General features: G+C 62.7%; 15 protein-coding genes. All 15 read right to left on the reverse strand.

Annotated features, from left to right (window positions below):
• Nucleotides 1-16: 16 nt before the first annotated feature.
• Nucleotides 17-1,501 (reverse strand): NADH-quinone oxidoreductase subunit NuoN, encoded by a 1,485-nt coding sequence (gene nuoN, locus B3098_RS07625; RefSeq protein WP_175123008.1) that lies wholly within the window; start codon nt 1,499-1,501, stop codon nt 17-19.
• Nucleotides 1,502-1,510: 9 nt separating this feature from the next.
• Nucleotides 1,511-3,013 (reverse strand): NADH-quinone oxidoreductase subunit M, encoded by a 1,503-nt coding sequence (locus B3098_RS07630; protein WP_175123009.1) that lies wholly within the window; start codon nt 3,011-3,013, stop codon nt 1,511-1,513.
• Nucleotides 3,010-5,055 carry an NADH-quinone oxidoreductase subunit L gene (nuoL, locus tag B3098_RS07635; RefSeq protein ID WP_286894321.1) on the reverse strand — a complete coding sequence of 682 codons (2,046 nt, stop codon included), beginning with the start codon at nt 5,053-5,055 and terminating at the stop codon, nt 3,010-3,012. The genes B3098_RS07630 and nuoL overlap by 4 nt, the downstream gene beginning before the upstream one ends.
• Nucleotides 5,056-5,072: 17 nt before the next feature.
• Nucleotides 5,073-5,381: an NADH-quinone oxidoreductase subunit NuoK gene (nuoK, locus tag B3098_RS07640; protein ID WP_006217969.1), complete on the reverse strand. Its 309-nt coding sequence runs from the start codon at nt 5,379-5,381 to the stop codon at nt 5,073-5,075.
• Complete coding sequence (locus B3098_RS07645; RefSeq protein WP_175123011.1) at nt 5,378-6,028, reverse strand: NADH-quinone oxidoreductase subunit J; 651 nt, start codon at nt 6,026-6,028, stop codon at nt 5,378-5,380. The genes nuoK and B3098_RS07645 overlap by 4 nt, the downstream gene beginning before the upstream one ends.
• A 17-nt stretch (nt 6,029-6,045) precedes the next feature.
• Nucleotides 6,046-6,534 (reverse strand): NADH-quinone oxidoreductase subunit NuoI, encoded by a 489-nt coding sequence (nuoI, locus tag B3098_RS07650; RefSeq protein ID WP_008161196.1) that lies wholly within the window; start codon nt 6,532-6,534, stop codon nt 6,046-6,048.
• Between the two features lie 20 nt (nt 6,535-6,554).
• On the reverse strand, nt 6,555-7,628 hold the full coding sequence (gene nuoH / locus B3098_RS07655; protein ID WP_175123012.1) for an NADH-quinone oxidoreductase subunit NuoH: 1,074 nt from the start codon (nt 7,626-7,628) through the stop codon (nt 6,555-6,557).
• Nucleotides 7,628-9,955 carry an NADH-quinone oxidoreductase subunit NuoG gene (nuoG, locus tag B3098_RS07660; protein ID WP_286894339.1) on the reverse strand — a complete coding sequence of 776 codons (2,328 nt, stop codon included), beginning with the start codon at nt 9,953-9,955 and terminating at the stop codon, nt 7,628-7,630. The genes nuoH and nuoG overlap by 1 nt, the downstream gene beginning before the upstream one ends.
• A 15-nt stretch (nt 9,956-9,970) precedes the next feature.
• A complete protein-coding gene (gene nuoF, locus B3098_RS07665; RefSeq protein ID WP_175123014.1) occupies nt 9,971-11,338 on the reverse strand; it encodes an NADH-quinone oxidoreductase subunit NuoF in 1,368 nt (455 codons plus the stop codon).
• A complete protein-coding gene (gene nuoE / locus B3098_RS07670) occupies nt 11,335-11,829 on the reverse strand; it encodes an NADH-quinone oxidoreductase subunit NuoE (RefSeq protein WP_056321718.1) in 495 nt (164 codons plus the stop codon). Before nuoE ends, nuoF begins: the two co-directional genes overlap by 4 nt.
• Nucleotides 11,830-11,876: 47 nt before the next feature.
• Nucleotides 11,877-13,133 carry an NADH-quinone oxidoreductase subunit D gene (locus B3098_RS07675; protein WP_175123015.1) on the reverse strand — a complete coding sequence of 419 codons (1,257 nt, stop codon included), beginning with the start codon at nt 13,131-13,133 and terminating at the stop codon, nt 11,877-11,879.
• Nucleotides 13,134-13,136: 3 nt separating this feature from the next.
• A complete protein-coding gene (locus tag B3098_RS07680; protein WP_175123016.1) occupies nt 13,137-13,763 on the reverse strand; it encodes an NADH-quinone oxidoreductase subunit C in 627 nt (208 codons plus the stop codon).
• A gap of 79 nt (nt 13,764-13,842) precedes the next feature.
• Nucleotides 13,843-14,319, reverse strand: a complete 477-nt coding sequence (locus B3098_RS07685; RefSeq protein WP_006217960.1) for a NuoB/complex I 20 kDa subunit family protein — start codon at nt 14,317-14,319, stop codon at nt 13,843-13,845.
• A gap of 39 nt (nt 14,320-14,358) precedes the next feature.
• Entirely contained in the window at nt 14,359-14,718 is a 360-nt protein-coding gene (locus tag B3098_RS07690; RefSeq protein WP_006217959.1) for an NADH-quinone oxidoreductase subunit A, read from the reverse strand.
• Between the two features lie 293 nt (nt 14,719-15,011).
• Nucleotides 15,012-16,178 carry a porin gene (locus B3098_RS07695; RefSeq protein WP_279971826.1) on the reverse strand — a complete coding sequence of 389 codons (1,167 nt, stop codon included), beginning with the start codon at nt 16,176-16,178 and terminating at the stop codon, nt 15,012-15,014.
• Nucleotides 16,179-16,625 lie beyond the last annotated feature (447 nt).

Here is a 16,625-nt window from a genome sequence, read left to right on the forward strand (position 1 = left end):
GGCTGCACTCCGTCCGTTAGAGGGTCAGCGACGAGCGGATGGCTTGCACGCACAGCGCCATCAAGCCGCCGGGCAACAGGCCCAGCACCAGGATCAGGGCACCGTTGATCGACAGCACGCCGCGTTGGCCGGCCGTGGCCACCATCGGGGCAGCGTCGGCCGCCGGCTCGTCAAAGTAGACGACCTTGACCACGCGCAGGTAGTAGAACGCGCCGATCAGCGAGAACAGCACCGCCACCACCGCCAGCGTGACATGGCCCGCGGCAACCAGCGACTGCAGCACGGCCAGCTTGGCGTAGAAGCCCACCAGCGGCGGGATGCCGGCCAGCGAGAACATCAGCAGCAGCACGATGGCGGCATGCCACGGGCTGCGGCGGTTCAGGCCCTTCAGGTCGTCGATGTGCTCGCACTCGAAGCCCTGACGCGACAGCAGCAGCACGATGCCGAAGCTGGCAAGCGTGGTCAGCACGTAGGTCAGCATGTAGAACAGCGAGGCGCCGTAGGCGGCCGACGACAGTTCCGGCTTGCCGGCCACCGAACCCGACATCAGGCCCAGGAGCACGAAGCCCATGTGCGAGATGGTCGAGTAAGCCAGCATGCGCTTGAAGTTGGTCTGTGCGATGGCGGTCAGGTTGCCGATGGCCAGGGACAGCACTGCCAGAATCATCAGCATCGGCTGCCAGTCCGTGGCCAGGCCGTGCAGACCATCAACCAGCAGACGCAGCGTGATCGCAAAGGCGGCCAGCTTGGGCGCGCCGCCCAGGATCAGCGTGACGGCGGTCGGCGAGCCCTGGTAGACGTCCGGCACCCACATGTGGAACGGCACGGCGCCCAGCTTGAACGCGAGACCCGACACCAGGAACACGATGCCGAACACCAGCGCCATCTTCTCGGCCTTGCCGGCGGCGATAACGTTGGACACTTCGGTCAGGTCGAGGTGACCCGTGGCGCCGTAGATCATGGACATGCCGTACAGCAGGAAACCCGAGGCCAGCGCGCCCAGCACGAAGTATTTCATGGCGGCTTCGGTGGCCACGACGTTGTCACGGCGCAGGGCGATCAGCGCGTACAGCGCCAGCGACATCAGTTCCAGGCCCAGGTAGATCGAGATCAGATTCCCGGAGGAAATCATGACCATCTGACCCAGCAGCGCGAACAGCGTCAGCACGTACAGTTCGCCGCCGCGCATCATGTCGCGGACCTGCGCATACACGCGGCCATAGATCAGCGTTACGCCGACGGCAAGATACGAGGCGATCTTGAGCAGGTGCGACAGCTCGTCCGTGACGTACAGACCGTTGAACGTCGAGCCAGCCACGCCGTTCTTCCACTGCACGGCCGACACGACGGTCAGCACGCCCAGGGCAAGCATGGTCAGCAGGAACGTCGGCTTGCGCTCGGGGTGATTGCTGACCGCGTCGATGAGCAAAATAGCCAGGCCGAAAATCAGCAGAAGGATTTCCGGTGTCGCCAGGGCGAAATCGATTTGGGATTGCATCATTGTCTTGTCTTACAGTTTCGAGACGGCAACGTGTTGCAGCAGGGCCTCGACCGACACGTGCATCACGTCGGTGAAGGGCTTGGGATAGATCCCCATGTACAACACGGCGATCGCCATCACGCCAAGAATCACGAATTCGCGGCGATTGATATCGGTCAGCTCGCGCACGTGGTCGTTGGCGACGTCGCCCAGGACGACGCGCTTGACCATCCACAGCGAGTACGCCGCGCCCAGGATCAGGGCAGTGGCTGCCAGCAGGCCGATCCAGAAATTGTGCTCGACCGCGCCCATGATCACCATGAATTCGCCGACGAAGCCGCTGGTGGCCGGCAGGCCGCTGTTGGCCATCGAGAACAGGATGAAGAACGTGGCAAAACGCGGCATCACGTTGACCACGCCGCCGTAGTCGGCGATGCGGCGCGAGTGCATGCGGTCATAGAGCACGCCAATACACATGAACATGGCGCCCGACACGAAGCCGTGCGAGATCATCTGCACGATGGCGCCTTCGACGCCGGCCGTGTTGAAGATGAAGAAGCCCAGCGTGACGAAGCCCATGTGGGCGACCGACGAATAGGCCACCAGCTTCTTCATGTCTTCCTGGACGATCGCGACCAGACCGATGTAGATCACGGCGATCAGCGACAGCGTGATCATCATGCCGGCCAGGCTGTGCGAGGCGTCAGGCGCGATGGGCAGCGAGAAGCGCAGGAAACCGTAGGCGCCCAGCTTCAGCATGATCGCGGCCAGCACGATGGAGCCGCCCGTCGGGGCTTCAACGTGGGCGTCCGGCAACCACGTATGGACCGGCCACATCGGCACCTTGACGGCAAACGCAGCCAGCAGCGCCACAAAGATCAGGATCTGCGGCGTGTAGCCCAGCTTGGTCTGCTGCCAGGTCAGGATGTCGAACGAACCGCCCGACACATTCCAGAGGTACACGAACGCGATCAGCGTCAGCAGCGAACCCATCAGGGTGTACAGGAAGAACTTGAACGCCGCGTACACGCGGTTTCCGCCGCCCCAGACGCCGATGATGATGTACATCGGGATCAGCGTGGCTTCGAAGAACACGTAGAACAGCATGCCGTCCAGCGCGCAGAACACGCCCACCATCAGACCCGACAGGATCAGGAAGGCGGCCATGTATTGCGCGACGCGGCTCGTGATGACTTCCCAGCCGGCCAGCACCACGATGATGGTGATGAACGCGGTCAGGAGCACGAACCACATCGAGATGCCGTCGATGCCCAGGTGGTAATTGACGTTGAAGGCTTCGATCCAGGAGGCCTTCTCCACGAACTGCATGGCGGCCGTGGAGGAATCAAAACCGGTGTAGAGCGGAATCGTGACCAGGAAGCCGGCGATCGAGCCGACGAGCGACAGGCCGCGCGTCAGGCCGGGACGGTCGTCACGGCCCACCGCCAGCACCAGCAGGCCGAATACGATCGGGACAAAGATCGCAAGCGTGAGCCAGGGAAAAGTGTTGGATGCCATCTCGCTTGCCATCATTGGGGAATCAGCACAAAGAAAGTCACCAGCGCCATGACGCCGATGATCATTGCGAACGCGTAGTGATAGATGAAGCCGGACTGCAGGTGGCGGCTGATGGCTGCCACCCAGCCCACGACGCGGGCACTGCCGTTGATCAGGATGCCGTCGATGATGCCGCGGTCACCGGTCTGCCACAGGCCACGGCCCAGGCAGCGCAGACCACGCGCAATGACCTGCTCGTTCACCCAATCCACGTAGTACTTGTTCTCGAGGATCTTGTTCACGCCCGACAGGTTGGCCTTGATGGCGGCCGGCACCTTCGGGTTGATCAGGTAGCAGTACCAGGAGATCACGAAACCAGCCACGACCAGCCAGAACGGCAGGGTCTGGAAGGCATGCAGGCCATAGGCGACCCAGCCGTGCCATTCCTCGCTCAGCACGTGCATCGCGGGATGCTGCTGCGGCAGGACCTTGATGACGCCGTCGAAGAACTTGCCGAACAGCATGGGATCGACCGCCCAGGCGCCGATGAACACCGACGGAATCGCCAGCAGGATCAGCGGCAGCGTAACCACCCAGGGCGACTCGTGCGGCTTGCCGCCGTGATGGCCGTGGCCGTGGTCGTCGTGACCATGGTCGTCATGGCCATGCGCATCATGACCGTGGCCGTGACCGTGATCGCTGGTGTCGAAGCGTTCCTTGCCGTGGAAGACCAGGAAGTACACGCGGAACGAGTACAGCGAGGTGACGAACACGCCGATCAGGACGGCATAGTAGGCAAAGCTCGCGCCCCAGACGTTGGCCTGGCCGGCGGCTTCAATGATGTTTTCCTTCGAGTAGAAACCCGAGAAGAACGGCGTGCCGACAAGCGCCAGCGTACCCAGCAGGAAGGTGATCCAGGTGATGGGCATGTACTTGCGCAGGCCGCCCATGTTGCGGATGTCCTGGTCGTGGTGCATGCCGATGATGACCGAACCCGCGCCCAGGAACAGCAGCGCCTTGAAGAACGCGTGGGTCATCAGGTGGAAGATCGCGACCGAGTAGGCCGACGCACCCAGTGCCACGGTCATGTAACCCAGCTGCGACAGCGTGGAGTACGCGACGACGCGCTTGATGTCGTTCTGGATGATGCCCAGGATGCCCAGGAACAGCGCGCCGATGGCGCCGATCACGATGATGAACGACAGCGCGGTGTCCGACAGTTCGAACAGCGGCGAGAAACGCGCGACCATGAAGATGCCGGCCGTCACCATGGTGGCGGCGTGGATCAGCGCGGAGATCGGGGTCGGGCCTTCCATCGAGTCGGGCAGCCAGGCGTGCAGCGGAACCTGGGCCGATTTACCCATGGCGCCGATGAACAGGCAGATACACGCCACGGTCAGCAGCATCCAGTCGGAACCGGGCAGCGTCATGCCGGCCAGCTTGTCGGCCTGCGCGAAGACTTCACCGTAGTGCATGGTGCCGGCGTAGGCGAACAGCAGGCCGATGCCGAGCACGAAGCCGAAGTCGCCGACGCGGTTGATCAGGAACGCCTTCATGTTGGCGAAGATCGCCGTCGGACGGGTGTACCAGAAACCGATCAGGAGGTAGGACACCAGACCCACCGCTTCCCAGCCGAAGAACAGCTGCACCATGTTGTTCGACATCACCAGCATCAGCATGGAGAACGTGAACAGCGAGATGTACGAGAAGAAGCGCTGGTAGCCGGGATCGTCAGCCATGTAGCCGATGGTGTAGATGTGCACCATCAGCGACACGGAAGTCACCACGACCATCATCATGGCCGACAGCGGATCGATCAGGAAGCCGATTTCCAGCTTGGTCTGGCCGATGAGGCTCCAGGTGTAGACGGCGCCGTCGAAACGCAGGCCGTTCAGCACGTCGCCCAGCACCACCACCGAACCGATGGCGGAGATGAGCACGCCCAGGATGGTGATGACGTGCGAGGCGCGGCGGCCGATGGGCCGGCCAAGGAACCCGGTGCCGAAGAGGCCCGCGAGAATTGCTCCGGCCAGCGGCGCCAGCGCGATGAGCAGGTAGAGATTGGGTGAGCTAGACATTTTCTTCCAATACCCCGTCAGCCCTTCAGGCGATCGAGTTCGTCAACGTTGATCGTGTTCAGGTTGCGGAACAGCAGCACCAAAATGGCCAGGCCGATCGCCGCTTCAGCGGCGGCCACCGTCAGGATGAAGAACACGAACACCTGGCCGGCGGTGTCGCCGAACCAGCTGGAGAACGCCACGAAGTTCATGTTGACGGCCAGGAGCACGAGCTCGATGGACATCAGGAGAATGATCAGGTTGCGGCGGTTCAGGAAGATGCCGAAGATCCCGATCGCGAACAGGATCGCGCCAAGGATCAGATAGTGGGCCAGCGTCAGCGTCATTGTTTTTCTCCTTGGGGCGCGGCACCGTTCGAGGCGTCACGCTTGGCCTGGGCGCGCTCGCTCTGGGCGGGCATGCTCACCATGCGGAAGCGGTCCTTCGAACGCACGCGGACAGCGGCGACCGGGTCGTTGTACTTGACGTCGCGGCGGCGGCGCAGGGTCAGCGCAATCGCGGCAACCATGCCAACCAGCAGCAACGCAGCGCCGACTTCAATGGCGTAGATGTATTGCGTGTACATCGCTTCGCCGAGCGCGCGGGCGTTGTTGTAGTCGGCGGGCAGTTGCGCCTGGGGACCGGAACCGTACCAGATGGTGCCCAGCACGAAGGACACTTCCAGCACGAGCACGACGCCGATGACCAGGCCGAGCGGCAGGTAGGTCTTCATGCCCTGGCGCAAGGTGTCCATGCGGATGTCGAGCATCATCACGACAAAGAGGAAGAGCACCATCACGGCGCCCACGTACACCAGCACCAGCAGCAGCGCCAGGAACTCGGCGCCCAGCAGCATCCACAGCATGGCCGCGTTGGCGAACGCCAGGATCAGATGCAGAACGGCGGTGACCGCGCTGCGCGCGGTGATCACGCGGAACGCCGCGATCACCAGCACGGCGGCCAGTATGTAGAAAAGGACAGTGGTAAAAGTCATGGATCAGACCCTGGGCTTCAGCGGTAAGGCGCGTCTTCGGCCCGGCGGCGGGCGATGTCGGCTTCGTAGCGGTCGCCCACGGCGAGCAGCATGTCTTTGGTGAAATACAGGTCGCCGCGCTTTTCGCCGTGGTATTCGTGGATGTGCGTTTCCACGATGGAGTCCACGGGGCAGCTTTCCTCACAGAAGCCGCAGAAAATGCATTTGGTCAGATCGATGTCGTAGCGCGTCGTGCGGCGGGTGCCGTCGTCGCGCTGGTCGGACTCGATCGTGATCGCCAGCGCCGGGCACACGGCTTCGCACAGCTTGCACGCGATGCAGCGCTCTTCCCCGTTGGGGTAGCGGCGCAGCGCGTGCAGGCCGCGGAAACGCGGCGACGCAGGGGTCTTTTCCTGGGGGTAGCGCAAGGTGACCTTGCGCTTGAAAAAATACTTGCCCGTGAGGCGCATGCCCTTGAGCAACTCGGTCAGCATCAGGCTGCCGAAGAAATCCTTGATCGCTTCCATATCCTGCCTCTGCTTGGCGCTTAGCGCCAAATGTTCCAGGGCGTCTGCATCCAGATCGCCACCACGACCAGCCAGACGCCGGTCAGCGGGATGAAGATTTTCCAACCCAAGCGCATGATCTGGTCATAGCGGTAGCGCGGGAACGAGGCCCGGAACCACACGAACAACGAGACCACGAAGAACGTCTTGAGACCCAGCCAGATCCAACCCGGAATCCAGGTCAGCGGCGCGATATCGATCGGGGAAGCCCAGCCGCCCAGGAACATGATCGATGCCATGCACGACAGCAGGATCATGTTGGCGTATTCGCCCAGGAAGAACAGCGCGAATGCCATGCCCGAGTATTCGACCATGTGGCCGGCCACGATTTCGGATTCGCCTTCCACGACGTCGAACGGGTGACGGTTGGTTTCGGCAACGGCCGAGATCACGTAGATCACGAACAGCGGCAGCAGCGGCAGCCAGTTCCAGGACATGAACGTCAGGCCCTTTTCGGCAAACCAGCCGCGGTTCTGCACGTGCACGATCTCGGACATGTTCAGGCTGCCCGACACCAGCAGCACCGTCACCAGCACGAAGCCGATGGCCAGTTCATAGGACAGCATCTGGGCCGAGGCGCGCAGCGCGCCCAGGAACGCGTACTTGGAGTTGGATGCCCAGCCGGCGACGATCACGCCGTACACGCCGATGGACGTGATGGCCATGATGTACAGCAGGCCGGCGTTGACGTTGGCCAGCACGACGTCGGGACCGAAGGGCACGACAGCCCAGGCCGCCAGCGCCGGCATCAGCGTGACCACGGGGGCCACGATGAACAGCACCTTGTTGGCTTGGCTGGGGACCACGACTTCCTTGGTCAGCAGCTTGAAGACGTCGGCAAACGGCTGCAGCAGCCCCTTGAAACCGACGCGGTTCGGGCCCATGCGCACGTGCATGGCGCCGATCATCTTGCGCTCCCAGTACGTCAGGTAGGCCACGCACAGGATGATGGGCACCGCAATGATGACGATCTTGACGAGGGTCCAGAGGACCATCCAGACCGTCGGACCCAGCAATGCCTGACCGTGGCTTTCAAGAACATTGAGCCATTCCATCAGGCACGCTCCACGCTGATTTGACCAAATGCGCCACCCAGGGCAGCGGTAGTTTCGAAGGCGGCGGAAATGCGCACGGCGCGATCGGCCACGGCATCATCCTGCACGGTTTCCAGTTCGACGGCGCCCTGCCCGGCCGACACGCGCACCTTGACCCCGGCCGTCAGGCCCAAGCTGGTGAGGGTGCGGCCGTTCATGGCGGCGGCGGGCTTCTTCGAAGCCGGCGCGGCCTGCAGCGGTTCCGAACGGCGCACCATGGCGTCCGTGCGGTAGATCGGCACATCGGCGACGCGTTCCAGGCCGGAGAGCGCCTGGCCCAGACCCAGCGGGGCCTTGACGTCGTTGGACAGACGGCCTTCGACGCCGCTGGCCAGCACGGCGTCGCGCACGGACTCGGAGGTCTCGTCATCGAAGCCGGCCAGGTGCAGGACGTTGCCCAGGACGCGCAGAACCTTCCAGCCCGGACGGGTCTGGCCGAACGGCGTGACCGTGCCCTTGAAGCTTTGCGCCAGACCTTGGGCGTTGACGAACGTGCCCGAGGTTTCCGTGAACGGCGACACCGGCAGCATCACGTCGGCCCATTCAGCGGCGGCCGAACGGTAAGGCGTGAGCGCGACGGCGAACTGCGCGCCGCGCAGCGCGGCGATGGCTTGCTGGCCATTGTCGGCGTCGAGCAGCGGTTCGGCGTGCAGGACGATGTAGGCCTTGAGCGGTTCGGCGAGCATGGCCGCGGCGGTCTTGCCGCCCTTGCCCGGGATGGCGCCGGCGAGGTAACCGCCGACCGTGTTGCCGCCCGAGGTCAGGAAGCCGAACTTGCCGCCGGACAGGTCAGCCACGGCGCGGCCGTTGGCGGCCAGCGTGGTGGCCTGAGCGCTGGCGACAGCCAGGTTGCCCATCAGCACGGCGGTGTTGGCGCCGGACGCAAGGCTGGCGGCGATGAGCTTGGCGTTTTCGCCCGGCGCGACCGAGGCGAACTCGGCCGGCACGGCCTGTTCCTTGGCCTGGGCCAGCGCGACGGCCACTTCGGCCAGCGCGCGCGCCAGTTCCGACGGGGCCACGGTGATGCGCGCGGTGACGGGCATCAGGGGATCGTCGGCGGCGCTGTCGACCATCAGGATCTGCGTGCCACGCTTGGCGGCTTGGCGCAGACGCTGGGCCATCAGGGGATGATCCTTGCGCAGGAACGAGCCGACGACCAGGACGCGGTCCAGGTTGTCGAGTTCGGCGATGGGCATGCCCAGCCACGGCGCGCCGGTCAGCGCGGCGTCGAAGGCCGGGTCGGTCTGGCGCAGACGGAAGTCGATGTTCTCGGAACCCAGCGAGCGGACCAGGCGGCCCAGCAGCGCGTATTCCTCGGTGGTGGCGTATTCGGACGCCAGCGCGCCGATCTGACCGGCGCCGAAGCTGTCACGCACACGCGACAGGCCTTGGGCCACGGCTTGCAGGGCGTCGGCCCACGAGGCTTCCTGCCACTTGCCGTCGGTGCCCTTGATCATCGGGGCGGACAGGCGGTCGTCGCTGTTCAGGCCTTCGTACGAGAAACGGTCGCGGTCGCTGATCCAGCATTCGTTGACGGCTTCGTCTTCGAACGGGACCACGCGCATCACGCGGTCGCCCTTGACCTGGACGACCAAGTTGGCGCCCAGGCTGTCGTGCGGGCTGACCGAACGGCGGCGAGCCAGTTCCCAGGTACGGGCGCTGTAGCGGAAGGGCTTGGAGGTCAGCGCGCCCACCGGACAGATGTCGATCATGTTGCCCGACAGTTCGGACTCGATCGAACGGCCCACGAAGGTGGTGATTTCGGAGTGCTCGCCACGGCCCAGCATGCCCAGTTCCATGACGCCGGCGATTTCCTGGCCGAAGCGCACGCAGCGGGTGCAGTGGATGCAGCGCGACATTTCCTCGGCGGAAACCAGCGGGCCCAGGTCCTTGTGGAACACGACGCGCTTTTCTTCCTGGTAACGCGAGGAAGAGCCGCCGTAGCCCACGGCCAGATCCTGCAGCTGGCATTCGCCGCCCTGATCGCAGATCGGGCAGTCGAGGGGGTGATTGATGAGCAAGAATTCCATCACCGACTTCTGAGCGGCGCGAGCCTTCTCAGAGCAGGTGTGGACGACCATGCCGTTGGTCACGGGCGTGGCGCAGGCGGGCAGCGCCTTGGGCGCTTTTTCCACTTCAACCAGGCACATCCGGCAGTTGGCCGCGATGGACAGTTTCTTGTGGTAGCAGAAATGCGGCACGTAAAGCCCGACTTTCTGGGCGGCATGCATGACCATGCTGCCTTCGGGCACTTCGACCTTGTTGCCGTCGACGGTTAGTTCAACCATTGCTGTTCCTGAGACCTACAGATATTGCGGGACCACACAAGACTTGTGCTCGATGTGGTGCGCGAATTCGTCGCGAAAATGCTTGAGGAAGCCACGGACGGGCATGGCGGCGGCGTCACCGAGGGCGCAGATGGTGCGGCCCATGATGTTGAGCGCCACGTTGTCCAGCAGCTCCAGATCTTCCGGACGGCCTTGACCGTTTTCGATGCGGTGCACCATGCGGTAGAGCCAGCCGGTGCCTTCGCGGCACGGCGTGCACTGGCCGCAGCTTTCCTCGAAATAGAAGTACGACAGACGCAGCAGCGACTTCACCATGCAGCGCGTCTCGTCCATGACGATCACAGCGCCAGAGCCGAGCATCGAGCCGGCCTTGGCGATGGAGTCATAGTCCATCGTGCATTCCATCATGATGTCGGCGGGCAGGACCGGGGCGCTCGAGCCGCCGGGGATGACCGCCTTCAGCTTCTTGCCGCCGCGCATGCCGCCAGCCAGTTCCAGCAGCGTCGAGAACGGGGTGCCCAGCGGGATCTCGTAGTTGCCGGGACGCTCGACGTCGCCGGTGATCGAGAACAGCTTGGTGCCGCCGTTGTTCGGCTTGCCGACTTCCAGGTAGGCCTGGCCGCCGTTGCGGATGATCCACGGCACCGCCGCGAACGTTTCCGTGTTGTTGATGGTGGTGGGCTTGCCGTACAGGCCGAAGCTGGCCGGGAACGGCGGCTTGAAGCGCGGCTGGCCCTTCTTGCCTTCCAGCGATTCCAGCAGCGCGGTTTCTTCGCCGCAGATGTAGGCGCCGTAACCGTGGAAAGCGTGAAGCTGGAAGCTGAAGTCGGAACCGAACAGGCGGTCGCCCAGGAAGCCGGCGGCACGCGCCTCTTCCAGCGCTTCTTCGAAGCGCTCGTAGACTTCGAAGATTTCGCCGTGGATGTAGTTGTAGCCGACGCTGATGCCCATGGCGTAGGCCGCGATCGCCATGCCTTCAATCACGATGTGCGGATTGAAGCGCAGGATGTCGCGGTCCTTGAACGTGCCGGGCTCGCCTTCGTCGGAGTTGCAGACGAGGTACTTCTGGCCCGGGAAGGCGCGCGGCATGAAGCTCCACTTCAGGCCGGTCGGGAAGCCCGCGCCGCCACGGCCGCGCAGACCCGACGCCTTGACTTCGGCGATCACGTCTTCCGGCTTCATGCCGGTGGTCAGGATCTTTTTCAGGGCTTCGTAGCCGCCGCGCTTGACGTAGTCGGCCAGGCGCCAGTTGGCGCCGTCGACGTCGGCCATGATCTGCGGCTGCAGGTGGCGGCCGTGCAGGGCCATCGAGTTGGACAGGTCGTTCAGAGGGTTGGGATCCAGCCCCTGCGCGAACTGCTTGTACAGGTCAGGCGCGTTCATGCCGACTCTCCTTGCTGCTTGAGGGCCGCGACCAGCGCGTCCAGCTTCTCGTCGGTCATGCGCACGCACATATGCTTGTTGTTCACGATCAGCACGGGGGAGTCGCCGCAGGCGCCCATGCACTCGCCTTCGACCAGCGTGAACTGGCCGTCTTCGGTGGTCTGGCGATAGTCGACGCCCAGCTTGCGCTTGAGGTATTCGCCGGCGCGGTCGCCGTCGCGCAAGGCACAGGGCAGGTTCGTGCAGACGGCGATCTTGTTCTTGCCGACGGGCTTGACGTCGAACATGTTGTAGAACGTGGCGACTTCCTGGACCGCGATGGGCGGAACGCCAATGTAGTTGGCCACGTCTTCGATGACTTCGGTAGCCAACCAGCCCTTCTCTTCTTGCGCGATGGCAAGCGAGGCCATGATGGCGGACTGCCGCTGGTCGGCCGGGAACTTGGCCAGTTCACGGTCGATTTTCTGGTAGGCCTGTTCGGAAAGCAGCATAGTTTGAATCCGGGTTATGCGGGCGTGCTCGTGACTGTCTGGGCGGATCAGCGATCGATCTCGCCGAAAACGATGTCCTGCGTGCCAATGATGGTGACGGCGTCGGCGATCATGTGGCCACGCGACATTTCATCCAGCGCTTGCAGGTGGACAAAGCCAGGCGCCCGAATCTTCAGGCGGTAAGGCTTGTTGGCGCCGTCGGACACCAGATAGATGCCGAATTCGCCCTTCGGGTGCTCCACCGAGGCGAACGCCTCGCCCGGGGGCACGTGGAAACCTTCAGTGAAGAGCTTGAAGTGATGGATCAGCTCTTCCATGTTGGTCTTCATGGCGGTACGCGACGGCGGGGCGATCTTGTGGTTCTCGATCATGACCGGGCCGGGATTGTTGCGCAGCCATTCCACGCACTGGCGGATGATGCGATTGCTTTGGCGCATCTCGGCGATGCGGACCAGGTAGCGGTCGTAGCAGTCGCCGTTGACACCCACGGGGATGTCGAAATCAAGCAGATCGTAGACTTCGTAGGGCTGCGTCTTGCGCAGGTCCCAGGCGACGCCCGAACCACGCAGCATCGGGCCGGTGAAGCCCAGCGCCTTGGCGCGCTCGGGATCGACCACGCCGATGCCGACCAGACGCTGCTTCCAGATGCGGTTGTCGGTGAGCAGGGTTTCGTACTCGTCGACGCAGCCGGGGAAGCGGTTGGTGAAGTCTTCGATGAAGTCCAGCAGCGAACCCGAACGCGCTTCGTTCATGACGCGCATTTCCTTGTCGCCACGGAACTTGCTGGAGTCGCCGTACTGCGGCATGGAATCCGGCAGGTCGCGATAGACGCCACCCGGCCGGTAGTAGGCCGCGTGCATGCGCGCGCCCGAGACCGCTTCGTAGCAGTCCATCAGGTCTTCGCGTTCACGGAAGGCGTAAAGGAACACCGCCATCGCGCCCACGTCCAGGGCGTGCGAGCCCAGCGACATCAGGTGGTTCAGCAGACGCGTGATTTCATCGAACATCACGCGGATGTACTGCGCGCGCAGCGGGGCTTCGACGCCCAGCAGCTTTTCGATGGCCATGACGTAGGCGTGCTCGTTGCACATCATGGACACGTAGTCCAGGCGGTCCATGTAGGGCAGCGCCTGGATGTAGGTCTTGTGTTCGGCCAGCTTTTCAGTGGCGCGGTGCAGCAGGCCGATGTGCGGATCGGCGCGCTGGATGACTTCGCCGTCAAGCTCGAGCACCAGGCGCAGCACGCCGTGCGCGGCCGGGTGTTGAGGACCGAAGTTCAGGGTGTAGTTCTTGATGTCTGCCATGATTCAACGCCCCATGCCGTAGGTGTCTTCGCGCACCACGCGCGGGGTGATCTCGCGCGGATCGATCGTGACCGGCTGGTAAATGACGCGTCGCTGCTCGGGGTCGTAGCGCATTTCGACGGTGCCCGACAGCGGGAAGTCCTTGCGGAACGGATGGCCGATGAAGCCGTAGTCGGTGAGGATGCGGCGCAGGTCCGGATGGCCTTCGAAGACGATGCCGTACAGATCGAAGGCTTCTCGCTCGAACCAGCCGACCGTGGGCCAGCATTCCATCAGCGAGGCGACCATCGGGAACTCGTCGTCAGGCGCCCACGTGCGCACGCGCAGCCGCCAGTTGTTCTCGAGGGAGAGCAGGTGCGCCACCACGGCATAACGCGAGCGGTGGATGCGGACGTTGGTTTCCTCGGGCATCTGGCGCGTGCCGTTGCCCCAGGTCAGGTAGTCAACGCCGCAGAGGTCGATACAGGTTTCAAAGCGCAGGCCGGCTTCGGTGCGCAGCTTGTTGCAGACGGAGAACCACTGCTCCGCGGGCACTTCGAGCGTCAGCTCGCCCAGCGCCTCGGTCAGCGCAATGTCCGCGCCGAGGGTGGTCTGCAAATTGTTTTTCAGGGATTCGAGCCTGGTCATCATCTTGTACGCTTAGGTGAACCGATACGCTGGTTTCGCAGGTTCGAGGCGGCTGAGGCCTGCCGTCGGACCTGACGAAGCATCAGCGCGCAATCGTGTTGGTCAGACGGATCTTGTTCTGCATTTGCAGCAAGCCGTAGACCAGCGCCTCGGCCGTGGGCGGGCAGCCCGGCACGTAGACGTCTACCGGTACGATGCGATCACAGCCACGCACCACCGAATACGAGTAGTGGTAGTAGCCGCCGCCATTGGCACAGGAGCCCATGGAAACCACCCAGCGCGGCTCGGGCATCTGGTCGTAGACCTTGCGCAGCGCGGGCGCCATCTTGTTGCACAGCGTGCCGGCAACGATCATAAGATCGGACTGGCGCGGGCTGGGCCGGAAGATGATGCCGAATTGGTCCAGGTCATAGCGGGCTGCGCCCGCGTGCATCATCTCAACCGCGCAACAGGCCAGACCGAAGGTCATGGGCCACATCGAACCGGTCTTCGCCCAGTTCAGGAACTTGTCGGCGCTGGTGGTGATGAACCCTTGCTTGAGAATGCCGTCTATAGCCATATTCGTCTCTGATAACGTGCTGTGAAATGAACCCGAAGGTCACTCCCAATCCAGCGCGCCCTTTTTCCATTCGTAGATGAAGCCGACGGTCAACACGGCGAGGAAAACCATGACCGTCCAGAAACCGACGAGTCCGACGGTGCCCTGGGCAATGGCCCACGGGAACAGGAACGCGATTTCCAGGTCGAAAAGAATGAACAGAATCGCCACGAGGTAGTAGCGCACGTCAAACTTCATGCGTGCATCTTCAAACGCTTCGAAGCCGCACTCGTAAGGCGAGAGCTTCTCAGCGTAAGGACGCCGCGGGCCAAGGAGGGAGCCGGCCGTTAGAAGCGCGAACCCGATAAGGGTGGCCACTACGATAAACAGCAGGACGGGAAAATACTGTTGCAGGTTCATTCAGGCGTCCGTCAAATGCGCAAACCTTAGGATTGTAGCATTCGCGCGGTTACTTCCGGCTGAACTCTGTAGCTTGAATAGCAGGCGAAAGACTGCATTCCTTAAATGGAACAATTGCAGCTTTCGTCGGTGCATGTCGAGCATGTGCGGCTCGAACGACACGAAGCCGTAGTATGCCTGAATTCAGTCAGCAGACGAAAAAAAACCACCCCGAAAAGGGTGGTTCATGCGAACGGGCCGAGGCCCGTTCGCTTTTGCTTTAAATCCACACAGGGCTTGCGCCCCGCATTGGATTAGAAGCGGTGACGCACACCCAGACCAACAGCAGTGGCCTTGACGTCGTCGTTGAACGCGTAGTTGGTCGAGTACGAACCGTAAGCGTACAGGTTGGTGCGCTTGGACAGGTCGTACGTGTAACCCAGCGAGTACACGTTCATGTTGGCGTCGTCGCCCGTCAGACGGTCGTTCGACGGATCAACGCGCTGCCACGAACCAAACAGGTTCGAAGCGCCGCCGATCGGGGCCGACAAACCGACCATGTACGAGTTGGCCTTGAAGCCGTCAGCGAACTGGTTGTTACCGAAGGCGATCGAGCGCAAGGTACCATCAACGGTGATGGTGCCCGTTGCGCCAGCCGGGTTCGAAGTAGCGAACCAGCCGTCGGTAGTGCGAGCGTAAGCCAGAGCCAGCTTGACGACTTCGAAGTCATACGAACCACCGATCATGTACGAACGGGGCGTAGCATCGGTCTGGGGATTGCCGTTGCGATCAACACCTTGGGTGTTGGCAGCATTCAGTTGGTCATACGCCAGAGCAACATTCAGAGGACCGTTGACATAACGCAGACCAGCGGTGATAGCGCGCAGGTTGTCAGCAGTCTTGAAGCCGCTGCGATCGGTGGGCGAGGTGTTGCCGCCATTATCAGCCGAGAACGAGTAACCAGCACCAAACTGGAAGCCGCTGAACGACGGGGTTTGGTACATGACCATGTTGTCGTAGCGTTGCGTGTTGGCAGCGCTCATGCCAGTACCGATGTTGGCGACGTTGAAGCCGGCGCCGAACGGGTCGATCGAACCGAAATACTTCGAGGCGATGTTGGTTTGACGGCCGAAGTCCAGCTGACCCCAGCTGTCGCTGGCCAGACCGACGGTAGCTTGGCGACCGAACAGACGGCCATCTTGAGCCGAACGGCCGTTGCCCGAATCAAAGCCCGATTCCAGTTGGAAAACAGCGCGCAGGCCGTCACCCAGATCTTCCGAACCACGCAGACCCCAGCGCGAACCGTTTTGGACGCCGTTGATCATGCCGAAGCGGCTGCCGTTCTTGGCATCGCTAGCACCGCTGATACGGTTGTAGCCGAGGCCCGTGTCGATGATGCCGTACAGGGTGACAGACGTTTCTGCCTGGGCGACACCGGCGAAACCGGCGAGCAGGGCGGCAGCGAGCAGAGTCTTTTTCATTTAAGAAATCTCCGTTGATTTGAGTGACAAGAGCAGCAATCCAGCAAACCAGCCTGCCGCCCCCCTAACTCCGCGAAGGGAAGTTGACGCTATTGCATCAAAAATCGGGGGGACTGGCTATGGTCGGCATCAGAAAAGTGCAGGTTTGCGACAGGCTTGTTGGGAAGTTGCAACATCCCGCTGATGCTTGCCGCGCAACGCTAGGGCTTTCCCTTACCGAACTGCCCGAGCGCGCAACCACGCGACTTTCGGCCCTGCCCCCAATTTTCCGGGCAATTCCAAAACCCATTCGTCACGCTACTTTCTTCGTGGCTCCGGCTGCCATGCAGCGCTAAACCGGAGCGGCCGGGATGATGCCGGCACTGAAAATCATCGTAATCACGTGCGGCGCGAATAACGTTGTTATTAATAAAAATCGTCGATATGATCGTTGGCACCGTATAGCCG

The organism is Achromobacter sp. UBA2119 (genome assembly GCF_002331005.1).
GTDB classification, from domain to species: Bacteria; Pseudomonadota; Gammaproteobacteria; order Burkholderiales; family Burkholderiaceae_B; genus Achromobacter; species Achromobacter animicus.